This is a genomic window from Halobacillus sp. K22, assembly GCF_052246795.1.
Classification (GTDB): domain Bacteria; phylum Bacillota; class Bacilli; order Bacillales; family Halobacillaceae; genus Halobacillus.
In genome coordinates, this window is the sequence record NZ_JBQQCN010000001.1 from 289,921 (window position 1) to 314,313 (window position 24,393).

General features: G+C 40.0%; 24 protein-coding genes and 1 other annotated feature. Of the genes, 4 read left to right on the forward strand and 20 right to left on the reverse strand.

What is annotated here, in order from left to right; translation table 11 throughout:
- Positions 1–43 precede the first annotated feature (43 nt).
- Entirely contained in the window at positions 44–2,686 is a 2,643-nt protein-coding gene (locus ACTWPM_RS01495; RefSeq protein WP_443131286.1) for a valine--tRNA ligase, read from the reverse strand.
- Between the two features lie 60 nt (positions 2,687–2,746).
- Positions 2,747–2,981 (reverse strand) — a binding site (T-box leader).
- Positions 2,982–3,082: 101 nt separating this feature from the next.
- On the opposite strand from ACTWPM_RS01495, the gene ACTWPM_RS01500 reads away from it, so the two are divergent.
- Positions 3,083–3,271 (forward strand): hypothetical protein, encoded by a 189-nt coding sequence (locus ACTWPM_RS01500; RefSeq protein ID WP_443131287.1) that lies wholly within the window; start codon positions 3,083–3,085, stop codon positions 3,269–3,271.
- Here ACTWPM_RS01500 and spoVID read toward each other — a convergent pair.
- The 7 genes from spoVID to hemA all read right to left on the reverse strand — a co-directional run bounded on the left by spoVID (position 3,268) and on the right by hemA (position 10,639).
- Positions 3,268–4,293 (reverse strand): stage VI sporulation protein D, encoded by a 1,026-nt coding sequence (gene spoVID, locus ACTWPM_RS01505; protein WP_443131288.1) that lies wholly within the window; start codon positions 4,291–4,293, stop codon positions 3,268–3,270. The two genes, ACTWPM_RS01500 and spoVID, sit on opposite strands and share 4 nt — an antisense overlap.
- Positions 4,294–4,425: 132 nt before the next feature.
- Positions 4,426–5,709 carry a glutamate-1-semialdehyde 2,1-aminomutase gene (hemL, locus tag ACTWPM_RS01510; RefSeq protein WP_443131289.1) on the reverse strand — a complete coding sequence of 428 codons (1,284 nt, stop codon included), beginning with the start codon at positions 5,707–5,709 and terminating at the stop codon, positions 4,426–4,428.
- Between the two features lie 29 nt (positions 5,710–5,738).
- Complete coding sequence (hemB, locus tag ACTWPM_RS01515) at positions 5,739–6,716, reverse strand: porphobilinogen synthase (RefSeq protein WP_443131290.1); 978 nt, start codon at positions 6,714–6,716, stop codon at positions 5,739–5,741.
- A 16-nt stretch (positions 6,717–6,732) separates the two neighbouring features.
- The gene (locus tag ACTWPM_RS01520) at positions 6,733–7,491 is read right to left on the reverse strand and encodes a uroporphyrinogen-III synthase (RefSeq protein ID WP_443131291.1); all 759 of its coding nucleotides are present in this window, start codon (positions 7,489–7,491) and stop codon (positions 6,733–6,735) included.
- Positions 7,491–8,420, reverse strand: a complete 930-nt coding sequence (gene hemC / locus ACTWPM_RS01525; protein ID WP_443131292.1) for a hydroxymethylbilane synthase — start codon at positions 8,418–8,420, stop codon at positions 7,491–7,493. Before hemC ends, ACTWPM_RS01520 begins: the two co-directional genes overlap by 1 nt.
- A 12-nt stretch (positions 8,421–8,432) precedes the next feature.
- A complete protein-coding gene (locus ACTWPM_RS01530) occupies positions 8,433–9,251 on the reverse strand; it encodes a cytochrome c biogenesis protein (protein ID WP_443131293.1) in 819 nt (272 codons plus the stop codon).
- A gap of 14 nt (positions 9,252–9,265) precedes the next feature.
- On the reverse strand, positions 9,266–10,639 hold the full coding sequence (hemA, locus tag ACTWPM_RS01535; RefSeq protein WP_443131294.1) for a glutamyl-tRNA reductase: 1,374 nt from the start codon (positions 10,637–10,639) through the stop codon (positions 9,266–9,268).
- 249 nt (positions 10,640–10,888) lie between these two features.
- Here hemA and ACTWPM_RS01540 point away from each other — a divergent pair, with 249 nt between their 5' ends.
- On the forward strand, positions 10,889–11,365 hold the full coding sequence (locus ACTWPM_RS01540; protein WP_443131295.1) for a LiaI-LiaF-like domain-containing protein: 477 nt from the start codon (positions 10,889–10,891) through the stop codon (positions 11,363–11,365).
- Between the two features lie 129 nt (positions 11,366–11,494).
- Here ACTWPM_RS01540 and ACTWPM_RS01545 read toward each other — a convergent pair whose 3' ends face one another.
- The 8 genes from ACTWPM_RS01545 to ACTWPM_RS01580 form a co-directional block, all read right to left on the reverse strand.
- Entirely contained in the window at positions 11,495–12,217 is a 723-nt protein-coding gene (locus ACTWPM_RS01545) for an amino acid ABC transporter ATP-binding protein (protein WP_443131323.1), read from the reverse strand.
- A gap of 32 nt (positions 12,218–12,249) precedes the next feature.
- The gene (locus tag ACTWPM_RS01550) at positions 12,250–12,933 is read right to left on the reverse strand and encodes an amino acid ABC transporter permease (protein ID WP_443131296.1); all 684 of its coding nucleotides are present in this window, start codon (positions 12,931–12,933) and stop codon (positions 12,250–12,252) included.
- Positions 12,934–13,011: 78 nt separating this feature from the next.
- Positions 13,012–13,842 carry a transporter substrate-binding domain-containing protein gene (locus ACTWPM_RS01555; RefSeq protein WP_443131297.1) on the reverse strand — a complete coding sequence of 277 codons (831 nt, stop codon included), beginning with the start codon at positions 13,840–13,842 and terminating at the stop codon, positions 13,012–13,014.
- Positions 13,843–14,201: 359 nt separating this feature from the next.
- Positions 14,202–14,789: a ribosome biogenesis GTP-binding protein YihA/YsxC gene (gene yihA / locus ACTWPM_RS01560; RefSeq protein ID WP_443131298.1), complete on the reverse strand. Its 588-nt coding sequence runs from the start codon at positions 14,787–14,789 to the stop codon at positions 14,202–14,204.
- Complete coding sequence (gene lon / locus ACTWPM_RS01565; RefSeq protein ID WP_443131299.1) at positions 14,779–17,109, reverse strand: endopeptidase La; 2,331 nt, start codon at positions 17,107–17,109, stop codon at positions 14,779–14,781. Before lon ends, yihA begins: the two co-directional genes overlap by 11 nt.
- Positions 17,110–17,476: 367 nt before the next feature.
- On the reverse strand, positions 17,477–18,754 hold the full coding sequence (gene clpX, locus ACTWPM_RS01570; RefSeq protein WP_443131300.1) for an ATP-dependent protease ATP-binding subunit ClpX: 1,278 nt from the start codon (positions 18,752–18,754) through the stop codon (positions 17,477–17,479).
- Positions 18,755–19,080: 326 nt separating this feature from the next.
- Complete coding sequence (tig, locus tag ACTWPM_RS01575) at positions 19,081–20,373, reverse strand: trigger factor (RefSeq protein WP_443131301.1); 1,293 nt, start codon at positions 20,371–20,373, stop codon at positions 19,081–19,083.
- A 167-nt stretch (positions 20,374–20,540) separates the two neighbouring features.
- Complete coding sequence (locus tag ACTWPM_RS01580; protein ID WP_443131302.1) at positions 20,541–21,521, reverse strand: tetratricopeptide repeat protein; 981 nt, start codon at positions 21,519–21,521, stop codon at positions 20,541–20,543.
- Between the two features lie 375 nt (positions 21,522–21,896).
- Between ACTWPM_RS01580 and sda the strand changes: the two genes are divergently transcribed.
- Entirely contained in the window at positions 21,897–22,037 is a 141-nt protein-coding gene (gene sda / locus ACTWPM_RS01585) for a sporulation histidine kinase inhibitor Sda (protein WP_443131303.1), read from the forward strand.
- A gap of 101 nt (positions 22,038–22,138) precedes the next feature.
- On the opposite strand, the gene ACTWPM_RS01590 is transcribed toward sda, so the two are convergent.
- Positions 22,139–22,318, reverse strand: coding sequence for a hypothetical protein (locus tag ACTWPM_RS01590; RefSeq protein ID WP_443131304.1), 180 nt, complete (start codon positions 22,316–22,318; stop codon positions 22,139–22,141).
- A 491-nt stretch (positions 22,319–22,809) separates the two neighbouring features.
- Between ACTWPM_RS01590 and ACTWPM_RS01595 the strand changes: the two genes are divergently transcribed.
- Entirely contained in the window at positions 22,810–23,082 is a 273-nt protein-coding gene (locus tag ACTWPM_RS01595; RefSeq protein ID WP_443131305.1) for a hypothetical protein, read from the forward strand.
- Between the two features lie 38 nt (positions 23,083–23,120).
- Here the strand turns inward: ACTWPM_RS01595 and ACTWPM_RS01600 are convergent, their stop codons facing one another.
- Genes ACTWPM_RS01600 through qoxC form a run of 3 tightly spaced genes read right to left on the reverse strand, consistent with a single transcriptional unit; the run spans position 23,121 to position 24,393 of the window.
- Entirely contained in the window at positions 23,121–23,360 is a 240-nt protein-coding gene (locus ACTWPM_RS01600) for a hypothetical protein (protein WP_443131306.1), read from the reverse strand.
- Positions 23,361–23,397: 37 nt separating this feature from the next.
- The gene (gene qoxD / locus ACTWPM_RS01605; RefSeq protein ID WP_443131307.1) at positions 23,398–23,787 is read right to left on the reverse strand and encodes a cytochrome aa3 quinol oxidase subunit IV; all 390 of its coding nucleotides are present in this window, start codon (positions 23,785–23,787) and stop codon (positions 23,398–23,400) included.
- A complete protein-coding gene (gene qoxC, locus ACTWPM_RS01610) occupies positions 23,788–24,393 on the reverse strand; it encodes a cytochrome aa3 quinol oxidase subunit III (RefSeq protein WP_443131308.1) in 606 nt (201 codons plus the stop codon). It lies immediately after the preceding gene.

A 24,393-nucleotide genomic window follows, 5' to 3' on the forward strand; every position in this document is an offset into this window, starting at 1 on the left:
TCAAAAAGAGGAGAGTACTCATAAGAATACCCTCCAGCTTCAATTATGCTTTTAATTCCTCGATTCGCGCTTCGACTTTAGCACGCTTATCTAAATAATCGTTCTCTTTTTCTCGTTCTTCTTCTACAACATGTTCTGGAGCTTTTTTTACAAACCCTTCATTAGCCAGTTTCTTCTGAACACGACTAACTTCCTGGTCCCATTTTTTCCATTCTTTCTCCAGTCGTTTGATTTCATCTTCAATATTGATTAAGCCTGCTAACGGAAGGTATAGTTCCGCTCCTGTAATAACAGAGGACATAGCCTTTTCAGGAGCCTGAAGGTCAGTCGCAATAGTCAATTCGCTTGGATTACAGAACTTATCCAGATAGTCACGGTTCTTTTCAAGTTCACTTACTACATCCTCGTCCTTCGCCTGAATCATTAACTGAATTTCTTTAGACATCGGAGTATCTACTTCTGCTCGAATGTTACGAACTGAACGGATAATGGAAACGAGACGATCCATTTCTTGAACGGCTTGCTCATTATGAAATTCATCTCGTGTTTCTGGCCACGAGGCCTGCGTGATGGAGTCCCCCTGATGAGGCAGGTGCTGCCAGATTTCTTCAGTGATGAATGGCATAAACGGGTGCAGCATTCGCATGATCTGATCAAGTGTGTAGGCTAAAATTGATCTTGTGGTATGAATTCTTGCCGAGTCTTCCCCGTATAAAGGAAGCTTGGCCATTTCAATATACCAATCGCAAAAATCATCCCAAATGAAGTTGTACAGCTGCCTACCGGCTTCACCAAATTCATATTTATCAATATTTTGTGTAACTTGATGAATCGTTTGGTTTAAACGAGTCAGAATCCACTGATCGGCTACAGACTTTTCACCAGATAAATCAATATCCTCGTACTTTAAATCGCCCATATTCATCAATGCAAATCTGGAAGCATTCCAAATTTTATTAGCGAAATTCCATGTTGATTCTACTTTCTCCCAGTGGAAGCGCAAGTCCTGCCCAGGTGATGATCCGGTCGATAAGAAATATCGAAGCGAGTCTGCCCCATACTTATCAATTACATCCATAGGATCTACACCATTCCCAAGTGACTTACTCATTTTACGTCCATCTGCATCACGAACAAGCCCGTGGATGAGAACATCTTCAAAAGGACGGCGGCCTGTAAATTCAATGGATTGGAAAATCATACGGCTAACCCAGAAGCCGATAATATCATAGCCGGTAACCAATACATTAGTCGGGAAGTAGCGGTTATAATCTTCGCTTTTTTCATCCGGCCACCCCATAGTGGAGAATGGCCAAAGAGCAGAGGAGAACCACGTATCAAGAACATCTTCATCCTGTATCCAGTTCTCCGGATCTTTCGGTTCTTCTTTCCCTACATAAACCTCACCTGACTCTTTGTGGTACCAGGCAGGAATTCTGTGACCCCACCAAAGCTGCCGCGAAATACACCAGTCACGAGTGTTCTCCATCCAGTGTAAATAAGGTTTTTCAAAACGATCGGGAACAAATTGAACTTTGTCCCCCCCTTTTTGTAAATCTATGGAGGCTTCAGCCAGCGGTTTCATATCCACAAACCATTGAGTAGAGAGATACGGTTCCACAACAGCGCCACTACGTTCAGAATGACCGACAGAGTGAAGATGTTCTTCAATTTCAAAAAGAACTCCTTCTGCCTGAAGATCTTTGACGATCTGCTTACGGCAATCAAATCGATCCATACCCTGGTATTTTCCTGCATTTTCATTCATACTGCCATCTTCATTCATAATGAGGACACGCTCTAAATTGTGGCGATTTCCAATTTCAAAGTCATTTGGATCATGGGCCGGGGTAATTTTAACAGCACCTGAACCAAATTCCATATCTACATAATCATCTGCCACAATTTCAATTTCTCTTCCCACGATCGGAAGAATAGCCTTTTTACCTATCAAGTTCTGGTAGCGTTCATCCTCTGGGTGCACAGCAATAGCCGTGTCCCCCAACATCGTTTCCGGCCGGGTCGTTGCGATCTCGATTCCGCCTTCTTCATCTTTCAGAGGATAGCGCATATGGTAAAAGGCTCCCTGTACATCTTCGTACTCCACTTCAATATCTGAAAGAGCCGTACGAGTAGCAGGATCCCAGTTGATAATATATTCGCCTCGATAAATTAAACCTTTATCATAAAGCTTAACAAACACTTCTTTTACCGCTTCGGATAGACCCTCGTCAAGGGTGAATCGTTCGCGTGAATAATCGAGACCTAGACCAAGCTTTTCCCATTGAGTGCGAATAAATTGGGCATATTCTTTCTTCCATTCCCATGACTTCTCTAGGAATTTCTCTCTGCCCAATTCATGGCGGGAAGTTCCGGCTTCTTTAAGTTTAGCCTCTACTTTCGCCTGTGTTGCAATACCTGCATGATCCATTCCAGGCAACCAGAGGACATCATAGCCCTGCATGCGCTTTACACGGCTTAATATATCTTGCAGAGTAGTATCCCAAGCATGTCCTAAATGTAATTTACCTGTAACGTTCGGCGGGGGAATTACAATGGTATAAGGTTCTTTATTCTTATCTCCTGACGCTTCGAAAAACTTACCGTCCACCCAGTATTGATAGCGATCCTTTTCAACGGCTGCTGGATCATACTTAGTGGGCATTGAAAGATCTGTTTGATTCATAATGGATCTTCCTCCTTTTATTATCTGTTTTTATAAAATAAAAAAAATCTCTTCCATCCTAAAAAGGACGAAAGAGATCTAATTCCGTGGTACCACCTTAATTTACAGAAATTACATGAAGCCCATATCTGTACACTCGAAAAAATAACGGCTTCTAACCGGCTTCTTCTACTCTTCGTTCAAAGAAGCTGCTCCAAGGGTGACTTTCCATCAACACAGATCCTGGAAAACTCTCACCACACGTTTTCCTCTCTGAAGGCTATGTCCATGTACTCTTCCCTGTCACGGCATTTCACGTATAATACTTCTATTACATATTGTATATAGAAATCATTGTTTTAGTCAACTGTTTGTGAAAAAAACGCGAATATGCAAATGAAAGGAGGTTGATGGACGTTGAGCCGCTTATATCGTTATCGTCTCCCACCGTGGTGCCGTACCTGTTTATTTGTATTCGAGAAGGCATTACTGCCTATTCTGGTTTTTCAATGTATCCGGACAATCTTTTTCCCTACAACATTTGACGTTTTCTTATTAGGGATAATTGTCGGAGTTTTTCTTGCTTTTCGTTATAAATGGATTTAATTCGGGATATAAACAATTTGGCCGGGGGAAACCTCGTCTCTGTGATCATTTGCTTTCTCTAACTGGTGAATGGAAACCTCGTATTTTTCAGCGATAGAAGCAAGCGTCTCATCTTCCTGAGCGATATACATTTTCATTTGAGAGTAAGTCTCTTCACGGTTAGGAAACAAATGCTTGAATATTTGTTTAATTCCATCAAGTCCGCCGGGAGCTTCCTCCTTTTTCTCCGAGTCTTTAACTGAGGATTCCGTATAAGATGAAGAAGCGCTCACATTTTCTTCCACGATATTTTCATGCCATACACTAGTACTGTCAGATGAAACATCAAGCGTTTCTTCTTTTTTATCATGACCAAAGAACTCTGCAAAATTCTGCGATTTTTTATGAGGCCATCTTCCTTCTTCTTCTGGCTGTGGCTCTTGTTCTAGTTCTACATCCTGGATTGCCTGATCATTCCGATTCGTCAGCTGAACCACAGGGGCTTCCCTTTCAGGGACAACAGGTTTTTCTTGTTCCTTGCGTTCTTCCTTATAATCAATCGGACCAAGCGTTGCCGACTCATCAAACGTATCCGAATTAGCTCCGGCATTTGCTGTTTGCTCGACTCCATTAATATTCAATTGAGCATGCAGTCTTAGCTGGTTATTCGCAGGAAGTTCATAATCAAAGCTTTCTATATCAATGAGAACATCTTCGAGGCTTGAAATTCGTTCGACCGGGACCGTGATTTCTACCGGGAATGAATGGGAAAAGTAACAGACCCCTTCCTCTCCTGATTCCACATGATCCATTGTCCGTACTGACTGCAGCGGAACAGCCTCTTCGTATTTATGATCAGATTGGTGGGGTACATATTCTCCCGCCAGGTCAACCGTTCCTTTTAAACGGACTTCATCTCCATTTTCCTCAATGACGATTTCAGGCTCAAGTGAAATACCAATTAGTTCTCTAACTCCCTGTCCTTCCTTAAACCATATCGCTTCGTCTAGATAAAATGAAAATACATTTTGTTTATTCTGCAATGGATTTGCCCCTCCCAATATATAATAAGCACAAGCCTCTATTACCACCTTATGCGGTAACTGAGTTTATATACATGGAGGGTTTAGAAAAAGGCATGGCCCGAGACGGCCATGCCTTGTATAATTCCATATTTATAGAGAAGCAAATACTTTTTCTGCTGCCCTTATTGTTTTTTCTATATCTTGCTCTGTATGCTTCGTTGATAGAAAGAGACCCTCGAATTGGGAAGGAGGAAGATAGATCCCTTCTTCAATCATCCCTTGATAATATCTTGTAAACATTTCTAGATCAGAAGCATTTGCGGTTGCGAAATCTACTACAGGATCATCCGTAAAGAAGAACCCAACCATAGATCCTGCCCGGTTAACCGTCAGTGGAATGTTATTTGCTTTTGCCGCTTTCTCATATCCTTCTATCAACCGGTCCACTTTTTGATTGATTCCTTTATAAGTTTCTTCAGTCATGGATGAAACCGTTTCGTAACCTGCCGTCATGGCTAATGGATTCCCAGATAGAGTACCTGCTTGATAAATGTCCCCTACAGGAGCTACTCGTTCCATAATACTACGTTTTCCTCCATATGCTCCTACAGGTAAGCCGCCACCAATTACTTTCCCAAGACAGGTCATATCCGGTGTAACACCAAAGTGACCTTGTGCGCTATGATAGCCGACACGGAATCCAGTCATTACTTCATCAAAGATCAGTACAGTGCCATTATCCTCCGTTAACTCGCGAAGTTCCTGCAGGAAACCATCCTTAGGAGGCACAACCCCCATATTCCCTGATACAGGCTCAATAATTACCGCAGCCAAGTCATCTCCATACTGCTCAAAAACATAGCGTACACTTTCTGAGTCATTATATGGAACCGTAATCGTATTTTGAGCAATGGATGCTGGAACACCAGGGGAATCAGGCAGTCCCAAAGTGGCAACACCAGAACCAGCCTTAATGAGAAGAGAATCACCATGGCCATGATAATTACCTTCGAATTTTAGAATTTTGTCACGACCTGTGTATCCACGGGCAACACGCAGGGCGCTCATCGTTGCCTCAGTACCTGAGTTCACCATTCTCAGCATCTCAATGGAAGGTACACGTTCAATAACTAACTCAGCTAGATGGTTTTCAATTTCTGTAGGAGTACCGAAACTCGTGCCTTGTTCTGTCACTTTTTTTAAAGACTCTACTACTTTTTCGTCCGCATGCCCTAGAATTAATGGGCCAAAACTAAGTACATAATCGATAAATTCATTTCCATCAAGGTCATAAAGTTTAGACCCTTGTCCTTTTTCCATAAATATAGGATCCATGTTTACAGAATTAAAAGCCCTTACCGGAGAATTAACTCCACCCGGCATTAAATCCACAGCTTTTTGGTAAGCAGCTGAAGAGCGTTCAAATTGTTTCATAACGACTCATCCTTTCTGAAATTCGTGGTCTATTGATCCAGCCATTTTGCTGCATCTTTAGCAAAGTAAGTAACAATGAGATCAGCGCCTGCCCTCTTCATAGCTGTAAGCTTTTCAAGGACAATTTCCTGCTCATTTACCCAGCCATTTTGAGCGGCAGCTTTAATCATAGAGTACTCTCCGCTCACGTTGTAAGCAACAAGTGGCAGATTAAAGCGGTCCTTTACTTCTCGCATGATATCTAAATAAGCAAGTGCTGGTTTTACAATAAGGAAGTCTGCACCTTCTTCTACATCCGATTCTGCTTCACGAATCGCCTCCAAACGGTTCGATGGATCCATCTGATAGGCTCTTCGATCGCCAAATTGAGGAGAACTATGAGCCGCATCTCGGAAAGGACCATAAAATGAGGAAGCATATTTTACTGCATAGGACATAATTGGGATCTGGCTGTACCCAGCCTCATCCAATCCTTTTCGAATAGCAGCAACAAATCCATCCATCATATTGGAAGGTGCAATAATGTCCGCTCCAGCTTCTGCTTGAGTAACAGCAGTCTGAGTAATATATTTAAGCGATTCATCATTATCGATATCTCCTTCACGAACTATGCCGCAATGCCCATGGTCTGTGTATTGACATAAACATGTATCTGCAATCACTGTTAATGAAGGAACTTCTTCTTTAATCAGACGGATGGATCTTTGAACAATTCCTTCTTCATGATAAGCCTGACTGCCTACTTCATCTTTTTCATTCGGCACCCCGAAAACAATAACAGAACGAACACCTACACGAGTTAATTCATTCATCTCCTCCGTTAAATAATCAAGTGACACTTGATAAACCCCCGGCATGGAAGCTACTTCATTCTTAATCCCTTCTCCTTCAACTACAAAAATGGGGAAGATAAGATCGTCTTTCCTTAAATGCGTTTCCCGCACTAATGCTCTCATAGACGCTGTCCGCCGCAGACGACGATGGCGTTTGAAATCTAAATCTGACATAGTATCGATTCCCTTCTTATGAAAAAAATTGCACCATCTTCTCCACCATATCTTCCATTGTATAATGCTCGGGTAATAAAACATTTCTAAAACCGAAATACTCTGCCTGACTGGCGGTCGTTGGTCCTATGCAAAAACACGGAAGATCCCGGCCCGTGTCGGGCATGCCTCTCATAATAGCAAAATAGGCCTGGACAGTGGATGGGCTTGTGAATGTTAATGCATCAATCTCATGATCATTGATCAATTGACGAAGCTTTTTCTGATGCTCTTTCAATAGTAGCGTATCATAGACCGTGATTGCTTGGAAAAAGACCTGCTGTTCTGCAAATTTTTCTGGCAGAACGTCCCTTGAGCGGCTCCCTCTAACATAGAGGATCCTGCCTGAAACACTTTCTTCTCTAAAAAATTCTTCTGCCATGGTATCAGCCTGAAAGCTGGACGGCATAAAATCAGCATTGAGTCCGTAAGTATTAAGTGTACGCGCTGTTTTTTCCCCAATAATAGCAAACCTAAGAGTATCAGGGATCCGAACTCCTACTTTATTTACTAGCTCGAAAAAAAACTTCACACCATTAGAGCTTGTAATAAAAACCCATGCATAGTTGTGAAGTTTCTTGAGGATCTCTTGATTCTCCTTCGAGTCATTTAATTGAAAGTGAAGAAGAGGGGTCCTTAAAGCCCTCCCCCCTTCCTTATTTATCCGGTCTACAAAGGGCCTTGCCTGGGATGCGCCTCTTGTGACAAGAATCGTTTTCCCCGCAAGAGGCTTCATTACTGTTCATACTCCTCTTTAGCTTGATCTACAATTTCCTGAGCTCCTTGAGCTTTCAGGCTATCAGCGGCTTCTTTGCCTACAGCCAGAGGATCTTCTCCTTTAACGGTTTCGTGAAGGATGGTTTTACCGTCAGGAGTTCCAACCAATGCGCTCAGAATAATTTCACTGCCTTTTCTATAAGCATATCCTCCGATAGGAACTTGACAGCCCCCATTTAAATCATGAAGAAACTTACGCTCAGCCGATACGGTTGTAGCCGTATATTCATGATTAATTTGCATAAGGAAATCCCGTAAAGAAGAATCATTTTCCCGGCACTGTATAGCTAGAGCTCCTTGGCCAACAGCAGGCACACACACATCAGGCTCTAAATATTCAGTTACTAGATTATCATCCCAGCCCATACGTTTTAATCCGGCAGCCGCTAAGACGATGGCATCATAGTCTTCCTCTTTCAATTTACGAAGACGTGTATCGATATTGCCTCGAATCCACTTCACTTCTACGTCAGGTCTCACGGCTTTAATTTGAGCACTTCGACGCAAACTGCTGGTACCTACAATGGCCCCTTCATGCAAGTCTTTGAGCGCAACATTTCCATTCGATACGAATGCGTCCCTATGATCTTCTCTAATTGGTACGGAAGCAACAGTTAAACCAGAAGCTACCTCAGAAGGCATATCCTTCATCGAATGAACGGCCATGTCAATTTCACCATCATACATGGCTTGTTCAATCTCTTTAATAAATAACCCTTTTCCTCCTACTTTGGATAAGGTTACGTCCAAAATTTTATCCCCTTTAGTTGAAATCCTCTTAATTTCAAATTCGTAGCTGGGATCTATATTTTTCAGTTGTTCTATCACCCACTCTGTCTGAGTGATAGCCAGATTGCTTTTTCTTGAACCGATCACTATTTTCTTCATATGACTACCTCCTTAAAAATGAAAATTCGATAACGAACCAAATAAAAAGAAATTGATTAATAGAAATAAAAAAGCTCCCGAGTTAAATATGGAAATGGAACGTCCCTGATAACCTTTTACCACCCTTAACACCAGGTAAATGATATAGACAAAAAGCACAAGGAAAGAACCTAAGGTTTTTGAGTCATACCAGTAAAACGTATCAGGTGATATATATCCCCACGTAACACCTAAGATAATAGCAATTAACAAAAGAGGGACTCCCAGAATAACTGAGATATAAGAAAAATGATCCAGTTTTGTTAAATCACCTAGTCGAAACAGTTTGGCATTCCACTTTTTTTTCTTTAAGAGGCGGTATTGCAGCAAATACATAATTGAAAAGATAAAGGATAACGTAAAAAAACCATAAGAAATAATAGCTAAACTAATATGAACTACAAGCATTTCATTTACTAGTTCTACACCACGATCCTTTAGATCATTTTGAGCTCTGGTAGATAAATGAATTAATACTACAAGAAACCCGACAACATTCGTAAAGAATACTAAAAAGTCCACTCTAAACAGCCGGTTAATAATTAAAGAGAACGTTACTAAAATCCAGGCATAAAAATACAGACCATCATACACTGTCATTATAGGTAAGTTCTCTTCTACCAAAACTTGGGTCAATAAAAAAAAGGTTTGTAGAACCCAAACCATACTAAGTAACCAGAAGGCCGCTCGGTTAGCCTTCCGGTTTGTCTGCACAAAGTCAATGAAATATCCAATTAAACTAAGTCCATAAAGTAACAGGATGAGTTCGTACACCCATTTAAGCTCGAACATATGGACATCCACCCTTACGGATTAACAATAGAGTTGGCGACAGGAAAGAATTGGCCCGTCTCATCTTCTTGCTTCCCAGCTGATTGGTTTTTTTTCGCCTGCTCTTTTATTTCTTCTTCTACCCGTTCTTCGATTCCAAAAATTTGAGTGAACAAGCGCAGTGTTTCTTCCGAATCAGGCTGAGCCGCTAGTTCTTTAGCCTGCAGAATAGGCTCCTTCAGCATTTGATTAATAATACTTTTCGTATGTTTACTGAGCACTTTTCTTTCTCGATCCGTCAGTTCAGGCATTTTTCGTTCAATACTTTTCATAGTCTCCGCTTGAATGCCCAGAGCCTTAGAGCGCAGTGCAGAAATCACAGGTACGACTCCAATGGTCTGAAGCCATTCTTTAAACTCTACAATTTCAGCTTCCACCATGATTTCAATTTCTTCGGCCGCTTGCTTGCGCATAGCCAAATTGGCATCAACAATACCTTGAAGATCATCAATATCGTATAAGAATACGCTCTCCAAATTTTCCATGGCTGGATCCAAGTCTCTCGGAACAGCGATATCTACGAAAAAGAGAGGTTTCCCTTTTCTCTTACGATGAATAGGTTCCATTTTCTCTTTTGTAACTACATAATCTGTAGCTCCTGTTGAACTAATTACGATGTCGGCATCTGTTAAAACCGTCTCCAAGTCTTCCATGGTGCGTGCTTGTCCATTAAACTGGTCAGCTACTACCTGTGCCTTAGATAGAGTACGGTTAATGACCGTTACTTTACGTACTCCAGATCCGTGCAGGTTTTTAGCTGCCAGTTCTCCCATCTTACCAGCACCCAGGATCACGATATGCTTGTGGACGAGGTCGCCGAATATCTTTCGGGCAAGCTCTACAGCGGCGTAACTTACAGAAACGGCATTTTCACTGATTTCCGTATCTTTATGGGCTTTTTTAGCCATCGTTACAGCCTGTTTAAACAATTGATTAAAAATTGTCCCGGTGGTCCCCGCTTCCTGTCCATTTATGAAAGCTTGTTTCATCTGACCTAATATTTGGGTTTCCCCTAATACCATTGAATCAAGCCCAGAGGTCACTCGAAGCAAATGCTCAATTGCCCCATCCGTTTCATAAAAGGAAAGAAATGGAGAAAATTCTTCTTTATCAACATGAAACCAATCTGCTAAAAATTGTTTAATATAATAGCGTCCTGTGTGCAGCTGATCTACAACTGCATAGATTTCCGTACGATTGCATGTAGAAATAATCACATTTTCCAGTACACTTTTACGGGCATTTAACTCTTGCATAGCCTCTTTTAAGTGTGTTTCAGAAAAGGTGAGTTTTTCCCTAATTTCCACAGGGGCCGTTTTGTAGTTGAGACCAACAGCTAAAATATGCATTCCATCTACCCCCATTAAACGTTCCAGACTCTCACATATGAATTAGTATAACATGAATCCGCACACATTTTCCCGTAAATATATGAACAGATTTCGAAAATAATGTGATAGGATATAGATACGTTGTAAAGAATGTTTTAACTATTTCTTTATAATAAATTTAAATTATAATCCGTTTGTAATATATCAAACCCACGCTCAATGCGCAAGTAAACAAAATTACTATTATTGGAATGGATGGATCGTTACATGACTAAACAGAATTCTTTTATTGGTTTTTTACTCATTGGTTTTGGGTTATATTTCCTGTTACGCCAATTAAACATTCCCTACTTATCTGAGTTTTATTCATGGCCTACTCTACTCTTTATTATCGGAGCTGCCTTTTTATTACATAGTTATATTGCAAAAGATCATTCAAGTCTTTTTACCGGGGCATTAATGCTGGGATTCGGCGTTCATTTCCACGCTATTCACCACCTAGCGTTCTGGAAAGATGATTGGCCTTTTTACTTATTAGTAATAGGAGTGGCTTTTCTAATTAGATATGCTGGTGCAAAAAAGGGACTAATTCCTGCTTTGCTATTCCTTGGATTTGGTTTTTTCGCCTTATTCTGGCCGGTTAATCCTGAATGGTTTCAATGGATTCAGACTGGTTTTCAAACTATTATCCGATACTGGCCGCTGGTACTAATCGTTTCAGGTTTATATTTATTAAAAAAATAGCAAAGAAAAGCCGCTGTGATATTCAAACCACAGCGGCTTTTTTCTATCAATACGCTAAGCTTCTCGAAATCAAACTTTATATAATTGGGAGCTTAGCCCTATTAAGCAACACAGATATTAAACTAAGCCTTATAAAATAGAGCTCAAAAATGCTTGGGTTCTTTCTTCCTTAGGATTCTCAAAAATATCTTTTGGTGCGCCTGTTTCTACAATTCTGCCTTCGTGCATATAAACTACACGATCTGCTACTTCACGAGCAAAGCCCATCTCGTGGGTAACAACGACCATTGTCATCCCCTCTTTTGCCAGATCCTTCATTGTTTGCAATACTTCACCTACTAGCTCTGGATCGAGCGCGGAGGTAGGTTCGTCAAATAGCATAATTTCAGGCTTCATAGCAAGAGCTCGTGCAATAGCTACACGCTGCTTTTGTCCCCCTGACAAACGGGAGGGATAATCATTCGCTTTTTCGGCAAGCCCGACTTTTTCAAGCAATGCTTTACCCTCTTCCTTAGCTTGAGATTTAGACAGTCTCTTTACTTGTGTAGGAGCTTCCATAACGTTACCCAATACCGTTTTATGTGGGAAGAGATTAAAATGCTGAAAAACCATCCCTACCTTTTGTCGTACTTCATTTACGTTATCTTTTTTCGGGTTAACCTCATTTCCTTTGATAAAGATCTCTCCACTGTTCTTCATTTCTAAAAAGTTTAGACAGCGGAGCATAGTACTTTTTCCCGATCCGCTTGCACCGATTAACACGACAACTTCACTTTCTTTCACATGAAAATCAATATCTTTCAGAACATGATTGTCCCCGAAATATTTATTTAATTTATTGACTTCTATCATTTGCTTAGCCAACCTGTAACCCTCCTTTAAAATTACTCACTGCCACTCACGGCCATTTTCTTCTCAATTAAGCTAACCACAAGGGTTAGAAGGAAGACAAGAATTAAGTAATACACAGCACTCACAAGTAACCATGTCATATAATCAAAAGTATTTGCTCCTTGAGTTGTAGCAACAGCGAATATCTCTGAAACTCCTATAAACGCAGCCAAAGATGAATCTTTTAACCCAATAATAAACTGATTACCAAGCGGGGGCAATGCCCGCCGAAAAGCCTGGGGCAGGATGATTCTTCTCATCGTTAGGGACTGACTCATCCCAAGAGAACGACCGGCCTCTGTTTGACCTTTACCTATGGATTGTATAGAACCTCGGAATATTTCAGCAATATAGGCGCCATTATGGAAGGCGAGTCCCAAAGAAACCGACCAGAATCCACTAATCATCCATACATTGGTTAACCCATAGTAGAATACAAAAATCTGCACAATAAGCGGTGTACCCCTTACGATGTAAATATAAGCATTCGCAATCCATTCCAGAGGCTTAATATTAGAGATTTTTAATAGGGCGAAAAATAAACCAACAAATATTGCAATAAATATAGAAACCGCTGTTAATGCGAGAGTCAGCTGAGAAGCCTCAAAAAATAATTCCCGGCTGTTTACGAGAGCGTCCCAGAACCCTCCCCAAAAAGAAATAAACTGTAAGTACATAACCTCAACTCCTCTTTAATGTCAAAAAAGAGTACGCGGACGCGCACTCTTTAGACTTCCGTATAACTAAAACTACTATTACTCTGGTTGAGTAGTAATATCGTCGCCAAAATATTCATTACTGATTTCAGCAAGCGTTCCATCTTCACGAAGTTTTTCAAGAGCTGCATTAATATCTTCTAATAGCTTATCGTTATCTTTCGCAACTGCTACTGCCTGTTCGCTGCGTTCAATCATCTTCTTAGCTTCAATCTCAAGATCCTGCTGCATAGCTTCTTTACCTGTTAAGAAGTCCGTAATTACAGCGTCATGGCGTCCCTTAGCAAGAGATTGCAAGGCTACAACGTCACTATCATACGTTTTAATATTATCTGTTGCTTCTTCCGCAAATTTACTGTAAGTAGATCCTTTGGAAACTGCAATCTCTTTGCCATCCAAGTCTTCTAAAGTTTCAATATCACTTCCAGGGCGTGTGAAAATTTGAGCTCCAGAATAATAATATGGGGTAGAGAACGCTACTTGTTCTGCACGTGCTTCCGTGATTGTGTGGCTTGCTACCGCTGCATCGAAACGGCCAGTTTTAACACCTTCCACAATGGATGCGAATTTCTGTTTCTGAGGATTTGGTTCAAGCCCCAGTTCCTCCGCTATTGCATTCGCTACATCGATATCAAAGCCTGACATCTCACCGCTTGCATCTGTCATACTGAATGGACGGAATTCTCCAGATGATGCGAAGGTAAACTTACCTTCTTCGACTAAACCGTAGTCAGCATTGGATCCGCTTGATTCTTCTGAGCTTTCTCCTGAATCCCCCGAAGTTTCTCCTTCGTCTCCACTGCTGCCGCAAGCAGCCAAAGCAAAGATCATAATAATAGTAAGAGGTAACATAAATAAATACTTTTTCATATTCTCCCATCCCTTCCCTTCATCACTTTGTCATCTAATTGTTATATTGGCAATAATACTAATTATATCTTTAATTCAAAGTTTTCCCAAAATTTAAAATAATGCATATCGAACCAAAATATATTAAAATGTGGACTGGGTTAAATGATTTCAGTACAATTCTTATAAATACACGAATTTGCTTGAAATTATCTTGAAGTCTTAAGGTTGTCATTTTCCAACAATTAGAATAAATTGATGTGCAGGATGCAAATTGTGTGTCATACTCGTGCTTTAAATTAAGAAGAATACTCACCTTACACGAGAGGCTAGCAACTAAACTTTAAAAAAGCCACTTCTAATTAAAGAAGTGGCTTTTTTTACATATTCAAATGCGTAAGCATGGTTTTCCATGCGCGTTCTTTTCCTTCACCGGTTTCTGCAGAGAAAGGAATCAAGGTATCCTCCTCTTCCATCTCTAAAACCTCTTGAATCGTTTTTAGTTGTTTATGTTTTTGGCTCTTCTTGAGTTTATCAAGCTTCGTTGCAATAACCATAACCGGTAATCCAAAATGTTTTAAATAGTTATACATGATAACATCATCTTCTGTAGGTTTATGACGAGAGTCGATGATCAGAGCAGTGGCACGCAGCTGCTCTCTTTCTGAAAAATACTCCTCCATCATTTCTCCCCATTTAGCCCGCTCTTTTTTAGATACTTTAGCATAGCCATACCCTGGAACATCCACAAAATGAAAGAGATCATTAATAATATAGAAGTTTAATGTCTGAGTTTTTCCAGGTTTAGAAGAAGTACGAGCCAGATTTTTCCTTTGAATCATCTTATTTATAAACGAAGACTTTCCTACATTCGATCTTCCCGCCAGGGCAATTTCCGGAATTGGAGCTTTTGGATATTGTTTCTTGCTCGCTGCGCTAATTACAATGTCTGCATAATTAACCTTCATGGACTTCCTCCACCAGCGCTTGGTTTAATACCTCATCCAAGTGCTTAACGGGTATAAAAGTTAGTCCTTCACGTACACTTTCCGGAATATCTTCTAAATCCTTCTCGTTTTCAGAAGGAATAATAATTTTAGAAAGACCAGCTCTATGGGCACTTAATGATTTCTGCTTTAATCCTCCGATCGGCAGCACTCGTCCTCGCAGAGTGATTTCTCCTGTCATGCCCACCTCTTTCCGAACAGGACGGCCGGTAAGCGCTGAGACAAGAGCAGTAGCAATCGTGATACCAGCAGAAGGTCCATCTTTAGGAGTTGCTCCTTCTGGAACATGGATGTGAATATCATTCTTTTCTACGAAATCCGCATCAATATTTAGCTCATTTGCACGTGAACGAATGTAACTGAAGGCCGCTTGTGCGGATTCCTTCATAACATCACCAAGTTTACCTGTAAGAGTCAGATTTCCTTTGCCAGGGTAAATAGATACTTCAATTGAGAGTGTATCGCCTCCTGCAGCGGTGTACGCGAGACCAGTAGCTGTTCCAATTTGATCCTCAAGTTCCGCTTGACCATATCTGAATTTAGGACGACCGAGCAGTTCTTCCAATTGCTTCTCTGTAACCACGACACGTTGCTTTTCACCAGAAACAATAATTTTAGCAGCTTTTCTGCATATACTTGCCAGTTCGCGTTCCAAACCGCGGACTCCCGCTTCACGCGTGTAAGTCCTAATCAATTTAAGCAAAGCGTCCTCCCTGATTTGGATTTGCCCTTTACTTAAACCATTCTCTTTAATTTGTTTAGAAAGCAAATGCTCTTTTGCGATATGCAGCTTTTCTACTTCCGTGTAACCGGCGATCGTAATAACTTCCATACGATCCTGAAGCGGTCCTGGAATAGAAGACATGGTATTAGCCGTAGCTACAAACATAACTTTGGATAAGTCATAGTGTTCTTCAATAAAGTGGTCACTAAAAGTACTGTTCTGTTCAGGATCAAGTACTTCCAGCATAGCAGACGAAGGATCTCCCCTAAAATCACTGGCCATTTTATCGATCTCGTCCATAAGAAATACAGGGTTGACCGTTTCTGCTCTCTTCATCCCTTGAATAATTCTCCCAGGCATCGCCCCGATATAGGTTCTGCGGTGTCCTCTTATTTCAGCTTCATCTCTCACTCCACCAAGGGAGATACGGACAAAGTTACGGTTAATTGCACGTGCTATGGATTTAGCAAGTGATGTTTTACCTACTCCTGGAGGTCCAACAAGACATAAAATCGGACCTTTAATGGATTGGGTAAGTTTTTGTACGGCCAGATATTCAAGTACACGCTCTTTTACCTTTTCTAATCCATAATGATCTTCATCGAGAATTTTCTCTGCATGCTTTACGTCCAGATTATCTTCTGTCTCAGCACTCCACGGAAGAGAAACAAGCCACTCAATGTAATTGCGGATAACGGAACTTTCTGCACTGCTTTGCGGTACCTTCTCATATCTGCCTAGTTCCTTATATGCAATTTTTTCCACTCGCTCAGGCATCTCAGCTTCCTCAATCTTTTCTTTCAATTGAGCAACTTCGCCAGATTTGCCGTCTTTATCACCTAGTTCATTTTGGATCGCTTTCATCTGTTCACGTAAGTAGTATTCTTTTTGTGTTTTCTCCATTGACTTCTTGACACGCTGTCCAATTTTTTGTTCGATTTGCAGGACGTCTCGTTCATTTCCGATAAGTTCAATTAACTTTTGAAGACGTGCTTTCACATTCTCAGTTTCTAAAATGGACTGCTTATCTTTAAGTTTCACTGGCAAATGCGAGGTTACAATATCTGCAAGATGACTTGGTTCATCTATGTCCGATACTGTGTTATAGGTCTCTTGGCTCACTTTTTTAGATACCTTTACATACTGCTCGAATTGACTCATTAACGTTCGCATTAATGCTTCTTCTTCGTTTTTATCCTCATGTTCATCTTCAAGCTTGTGAATATTTGCTTGATAAAACTCTTCACCTTCGCTTACATCATCAATTGTTGCCCTGTAAAGCCCTTCTACTAGTACGCGATTTGTTCCATTAGGAAGCTTCACCATTTGTTTCACACGTGCCACTGTACCAACAGAGTACATATCTTCAGATGAAGGGTCATCAATATTTACTTCTTTTTGTGATACAAGGAAGATTTCATTGTCTTCCATCATAGCCTGCTCCAATGCATTGACCGATTTTTCTCTTCCAACATCCAGATGCAGCACCATAGATGGATACACTAACAATCCTCTAAGAGGAAGGAGGGGGATTTGATTTTTTTGTTTATCTGTCATATTCTTTGCACCTCCGTATAATGCCAATACGTATTCTAATCATATATAAAACTTTTTGGAAAGTAAACGCAGGAAAACTAATAGTTTCCAATGCCGAACCCCCTTCACATTGATGTGTGAAGGGGGCAGCCTCTTCAAATGATACCCATATTATGAGCAAGAAGCGCTTCTTTCATCCTTTATGTAACAAGCTTAATCAAAGGAGTTTCTAATCAGGAAATCCGGATGTTATCCCATGAACTACCCAGGGTCTGTTTTAAAAAACTTCAATTCTTTCTATATTTGTTAAAGGATAAAATTGAAGCCGCGCTACAGCTAGGCGTAGCGCGGCTTGAAGTTAAAGAGAAACATCCCTCTAAAGGTTTACTTAAGCACTTTCTTTAGGAGATTCTTTATTCTCATCTTCAACCGTTCCATCAGTCAGGATAAGCTTAGGACGGCCATTTTCCGCTGTAACTGTTTCTTTCGTAATGATGCATTTTTCAATATCATCACGGGAAGGTAATTCATACATAACATCAAGCATGATGCCTTCAATAATAGAACGCAGGCCGCGGGCGCCTGTTTTACGTTCAATTGCAAGGCGTGAAATTTCACGAAGACCTTCTTCTTCAATTTCCAGCTCTACATGATCGATTTGGAACAATTTCTGATATTGCTTCACAAGTGCATTCTTAGGCTTAGTAAGAATTTCTACAAGTGCATCTTCATCTAACTGCTCCAGACTTCCAATTACTGGCAGTCGGCCAATAAATTCAGGAATAAGTCCGTAACTCAACAAGTCTTCTGGAAGTACTTTTGTGAGCAATTCTTTTTTCTCATTCTCATCGACATTTTGTTCAGATCCAAACCCTATGACTTTACGCCCTAAGCGGCGTTTGATAATTTGATCAATTCCATCAAAGGCTCCCCCAACGATAAACAGCACGTTGGTTGTGTCGATTTGAATAAATTCTTGATGAGGATGTTTACGTCCTCCTTGTGGAGGGACACTAGCCTGAGTACCTTCAAGAATTTTCAGTAAGGCCTGCTGTACGCCTTCCCCTGATACATCTCTTGTAATAGAAGGATTCTCAGACTTACGCGCAACTTTATCAATTTCATCAATATAAATTATACCTTTTTCAGCTTTTTCTACATCGTAATCAGCTGCTTGTATTAATTTAAGAAGAATGTTTTCCACATCTTCTCCTACATAACCAGCTTCCGTAAGAGAAGTCGCATCTGCAATGGCAAATGGAACGTTTAATATACGGGCAAGTGTTTGGGCAAGAAGTGTTTTACCGCTACCAGTAGGCCCAAGCATTAAGATATTACTCTTAGCAAGCTCTACATCATCATTTTTCGTACCTGCGTTAATACGCTTGTAATGATTGTAAACAGCTACTGATAAATTTTTCTTAGCCTGGTCTTGGCCAATGACATAATCGTTAAGGATTTCACGAATTTCTTGTGGTTTCGGTACTTCTTTAAATTCTACTTCTTCTTCATTTCCGAGTTCCTCTTCAACGATTTCTGTACAAAGTTCAATGCATTCATCACATATATATACCCCTGGTCCTGCCACGAGCTTGCGAACCTGCTCTTGACTTTTACCGCAGAAAGAACACTTCAGTTGTCCTTTTTCATCATTGAATTTAAACATACATTTCACCCCTTAATAAAATGACGCAATAGTTGCGACTGAAGTTTTAAGATATGACCTTAAACGATTCAGTTTCTTTTGCTCATCATACCAAAATAACTCCTAACAAAAAAGCAATACCTATTAGAGGTGTGCGAATCTCTATTGCACCAACCTCATTATGTAGATATGTAATGGATAAGTCAAACAAAAGGATACCTCTATAGTGTATGTAAAACATAGGAAGTATCATTCATACTATCCACTAATTCTTTAACCTATACTCTACTAAGAGAAAATATAGGAGGAGACAAGGAGCAATCCCGCCCCTTGTCTCCCAGCTCATCTTATTCAGATTTAGTTTTGCTGTTTTCAACTAAAACGTCAATAGCTTTACGTACCTTAAGATCTTCTTTGATCATATCGGTGTTACCGCCAAGCATTTGAGTTAATTGAGCTACATCCGTTTGATACATGGAAGCCATATTCTCTAGTTCCGCATTCACATCTTCATCTGAAACATTTACGTCTTCAGCTTCAGCTATTGCCTCAAGAGTTAAGTTTGTTTTCACTCTTTTGCCAGCATCTTCTTTCATTTGTTCACGAAGGGCATCTTCATCTTGCCCTGTGAACTGGAAATACATGTCTTTCGTCATTCCCTGCATTTGCAGACGCTGTTCAAATTCTTGGACCATACGGTCAAGTTCCGTGTCTACCATAGACTCAGGAATTTCTACTTCTGCATTCTCAGAAGCTTTCGTTACAAGTGTGTCACGCTTTTGGTTTTCAGCATCAGTTTTCTTCTGCTCTTCTAAACGCTCACGTGTTTTCTTAGTAAGTTCATCAAGAGATTCAACCTCTTCATCAACATCCTTGGCAAATTCATCATCAAGTTCCGGAAGTTCTTTGCCTTTTATTTCATGAATGGTTACTTTGAAAGTTGCTTCTTTTCCTGCAAGATCTTCTGCGTGGTATTCTTCTGGGAAAGTTACAGTTACTTCTGTTTCTTCTCCTGCATTCTTACCTACAAGCTGTTCTTCGAAACCTGGAATAAAGGAACCTGAACCTACTTCTAGAGAATAGTTCTCAGCTTGTCCGCCTTCGAATGCCTCTCCATCAACGAACCCTTCAAAGTCCATTACTACAGTGTCACCATCTTCAACTTCGCCATCTTCTTTAACGACAAGTTCAGCTTGTTTTTCCTGTAGTTGTTTCAATTCGCTCTGCACATCTTCTTCAGTGACTTCTGTGCTTTGTTCTTCGACTTCCAAGCCTTTGTATTCTCCAAGATTAACTTCCGGCTTAACGGTTACTTCCGCTGTAAATACAAGATCTTCACCTTTTTCAATTTGCTTAACATCTACTTCCGGACGATCTACCGGCTCGATACCAGTTTCTTCTACGGCGTTTGAATAAGCCTGAGGAAGTACAATGTCAAGAGCATCCTGATAAAGGGATTCTACTCCGAACCGTTGTTCAAATAATTTCCGAGGTACTTTACCCTTACGGAATCCAGGTACTTGTACATCTTTCACTACTTTTTTGAAGGCCTGATCAAGTGCTTGGTCGAACTCACTTGCTGGTACTTCTACTGTTAAAGTACCTTGATTACCTTCTTGCTTTTCCCATTTTGCTGACATAAAAAATTCCCTCCAACATCTATTCATTCATTTTCGTCAATGGACGATTGTTCATTGATTCTATGACTCTTTATACATACGAATCTCATTTGCAACCACTATATTATAACATAAACAAACGGGCTTTCAAGATATGTACATATAAGTGGAATATTCGTATCCTCCTCTTATTCTCCAATGATCAGAGAATAATGCTGCTCACATAATTCAATCTCTTCTTTATATTTCTGAACGCCCTCTACATGCGCCTCTTCCTGGTAGGGTAGCTGCAAGTACTGATGTCCTATTTGCTTGAGCGCTTCTACAATAATAGGAACTTCCTTCTCATTAGGAAACAATGGAAAGCGAACATAACAGTATCTGTATAAAAGACGGTCCAAAATTGCATACATACTTGGATTATTTTGCTCGACCCCGCCTAGTCTCATCTGTATTTGTTTTATAATGTAGTCAGATTGCAATTGATTTAATTTTCCTGGTACCACTTCAATCGTCTGGCCGAATTTTTGAACCTGTACTTGATCTTCTATGTGAGTATCTCTGAACCACACAATTACTGCTGACTTAATGATTGGGTGGACTACGTTATCTTTAAGAATAGGTCTGAATGTCTCTACATGCGGTGAGGATGGCTGTTTTTTTAACTGGTTCATTATTGTCCATTGCTTTTGAATATCATTCTTATCCATTGCCGTTAGAAAATCATTAATCAGCTTTTCACCCTGTTCACGTTGATGATCCTCCAGCAACTTCCGGCTTACTTCGTACATCTGCCACAATTGAGTGCGACTCTGGTGTGGAACATCTTCTGCCTCAAACACTTCGTCAAGTAAATCTACAATATCCTGATACCTGTTAGTTTGAAATAGAATGGTTATGTATATATGTAGGTAGTGATAATAATGATCGATCTCGATTTTCATGAGTTTCTTACATAATTCTTCAGCTTCATCGAAATCGCCTAACTCAATCCAGCTCATTAATAAGCCCGTATATACATCGTGGCTGGCTGCATCATAGTTTAAAAGCGGCTCTAGAGATTGAACAGCATCTTGATACCTTTTTTCTTTAAGCGCCTGAAGCCCTTCTTTTTCTAAATTTGTTTTCCATGTGGGGAATATGACAATATTCCCTTTATTATTTTCCATAAGACACCCTTCCTATAGCAATGGAGTTCCAGCTTATTCTATTATGACCAATATAATAAAATTAAAACCTTCTGCCAGTGCCTTCTATTTAATTCATCAACCTTATACTTATTAGGCTATATTAAAACAGTTAGTACTGAAACACAATGGAATTGCTTTCCTTCCCCTATCCAATGTGGTTTTACATTTCTCACTTATCTTTTGTCTTTCGACAGGAATCTATCCTGCTTCATTTTTCTCCAAGATACAATTGTTAATTTCCATGAAACTCTCGCTTAAAATAGTTCTTTAGTCTCATGCTTAAGTTTCCTTTTTTGTTAAAATAAAGTAGTTGTGAATCACAATTCAACGAATTAATATTTTCTAAGGAGCTGCATGGTTTTGTCACTTCTAGATGATCAAACGTTACTTGAAACTTATCTGGAGTCCGTCAAACTTCAGTTAGATGATGATTTTGTACACCTTTTGACTAAGGAAATTGACAAAAGAGCTATTGAAATTCCACAAACTAACTAACACATAATATTTATGACATCAAACGTTACTGGCAGAAGCCGTAGCGTTTTTTAGATGGTTTTAAAATAAGCTGGCTTCTTATATAAGAAGCCAGCTTATTATTAGCTGAAGGGAAATTGGTCTGTTGTCGATTGGTTTTTCTGTGGTGAAGCCACAGCCTTTGCTAAACCAGGAAGCACGTTTTGCAATTGGCCAGACTGGCCAGTCATTAAACTGTAAGTGGCTGCACCTACCCCTATAGAAGCAATTACGGGTAACCACTGTACATTTTGTCGTTTCATCTGACTCCCACACTCCTTAGCTCGAATAGCCGAATAGGCAATCCTATTGTGTGAAAAAAAGTCATGCTGTATCCTTGATAACTTTTCCCAACTATATTTATTTGGGTGTGAAAAATTTCGTCACAAACATTTTCCAAACTTTTAGTGCAATAAAAACGGGCCATAGCAATAAAATAAACAGTAAATAGAAAATATAAAGTGATTGATCCTCTTTTGTTTCATGTGCAGGTTCCTTTTGTATCATACAAAGGATGAATCCGAGCAGAATATAAAATAAAAAGAACATGCGGAACCACTCCTTTTTCTTAGAATATGATTTTCTTTAAGAAATGGTTTAAATAAAGTAACCACCACAGGTCTTTTAGTGAATCTGACTCATTCCAAAAAACTTGTGAACATTATGTGTCTTTTTTAAGAATTTTTTGTTACAATAAAAGAAACAATAAGAATGCGCTTACATTAAATTCTTCCTTAAAAGGAGTTGTTTCTAAATGGATATAGTCATGATTTTCTTACTGCTATCAACGCTAACCCCTTTTCTATTTTTAAAAGTAAGAAGGTTATCTCTCGCGGTTATTCAGTCTCTGATGCTGGTCGGCATGTGGATTTACTACTTCCAGGCTGCGTTTAGTGTGGCACCTGCTACGTTCTCTCCATTATGGATTATATTTTACGCAGGTCTCTTGTTGTCACAAGTAGGCTGGATTATGTTTATCATTTATGTAGTCAGTAGCCATGGTAAGTATCAGAAAGAATTCCAATAAAAAGCAAACCCTCTACTTTTATAAGTAGAGGGTTTATTTTATCTATACGTTTTTTGTTTTTGCAGCTGAACGTGGAACAATTGGAAAATCGCTTGAGTGAATGCTAGTCCTGAAACGGCATAGAGCACAAACTTAGGCGAGTAAGCTGTATATAGTGCTCCCCATAAAGAAATAGCCGTCAGTAAAATACAAAGCATAAAACCAATAACATGTTTTTGAGATAATACCTCTGTGGCTTCATTATTTTCTAAATCATGGACTTTTTCATTTAATTTCATATATATCACCACCAGATTATTAAATTACACTTTATGCTTAATGGCCGGAATGCTCTGTAGATTCTCCATTTTCACTGTGGTTTTCCTGCTGCTCATGCTGGTTATGGTTATCACCATCATGGTCATGAGTAAAGCCAAAGGACATGGTAAACAATGAACCAGCTACGATAATCGTAGCCAACACTCCGCCATGAAACATCATATTCCATGGAACGTGTCCTCCCTGACTCTCACGTTCAGTCATGTGCATAAACATGAACAATTGAATACCTGCCTGGATAATGGCTAAAGCCATTATCCCTGTGATAATCCAAATAGCGGATAGATCTGATTGCAGAGCAGTCCAAGCAGCAACCAGCGTTAGAGTAATTGAAACCAGAAATCCGACGAGGTGTTGAGTAGGAATACGTTTCTTATCATTTGCCATTTAATCCACCATCCCTATCAGGTAAACACCTGTAAAGATAAAGATCCATACTACATCTAAAAAGTGCCAGTAGAGACCAATAATAAAGAATTTACGACTCGTCCTAGGTGTTAAACCCCTCTGTCTTAATTGAATAAGAAGAAGTATAATCCAGCCGATACCCAAGCTTACGTGGAGTCCGTGGGTTCCTGCTAGTGTAAAGAAAGATGACCAGTAGGCACTGGATTGAAGGGTAGCTCCCTCATGTACATAGTGAACAAACTCATAGATCTCAAAACCTAAGAATCCGAGCCCTAAAAGCAAAGTCACTAAAATCCAGTTCCTCAAACCTTTCACAGAGCCTCTTCTCATTTCGTGAATAGCTATTCCGCAAGTGAAACTACTTGTCAAAAGCATAAACGTCATGATCAATACAATCTCTGCTCCAAAGAGTTCCCCTGGAGAAGGAGCATCAGCTGTTCTGCCGAATAAAACTGCATAAGTGGCAAAGAGTGTAGCAAACAAAACAATTTCTGCACCTAAGAATATCCAGAATCCAAGAATGCTCAGTCTGCCTTCTTCGGTTCTATACTCTAATGGTCCTGTTTTCAGCTCGTGAGAACTCAT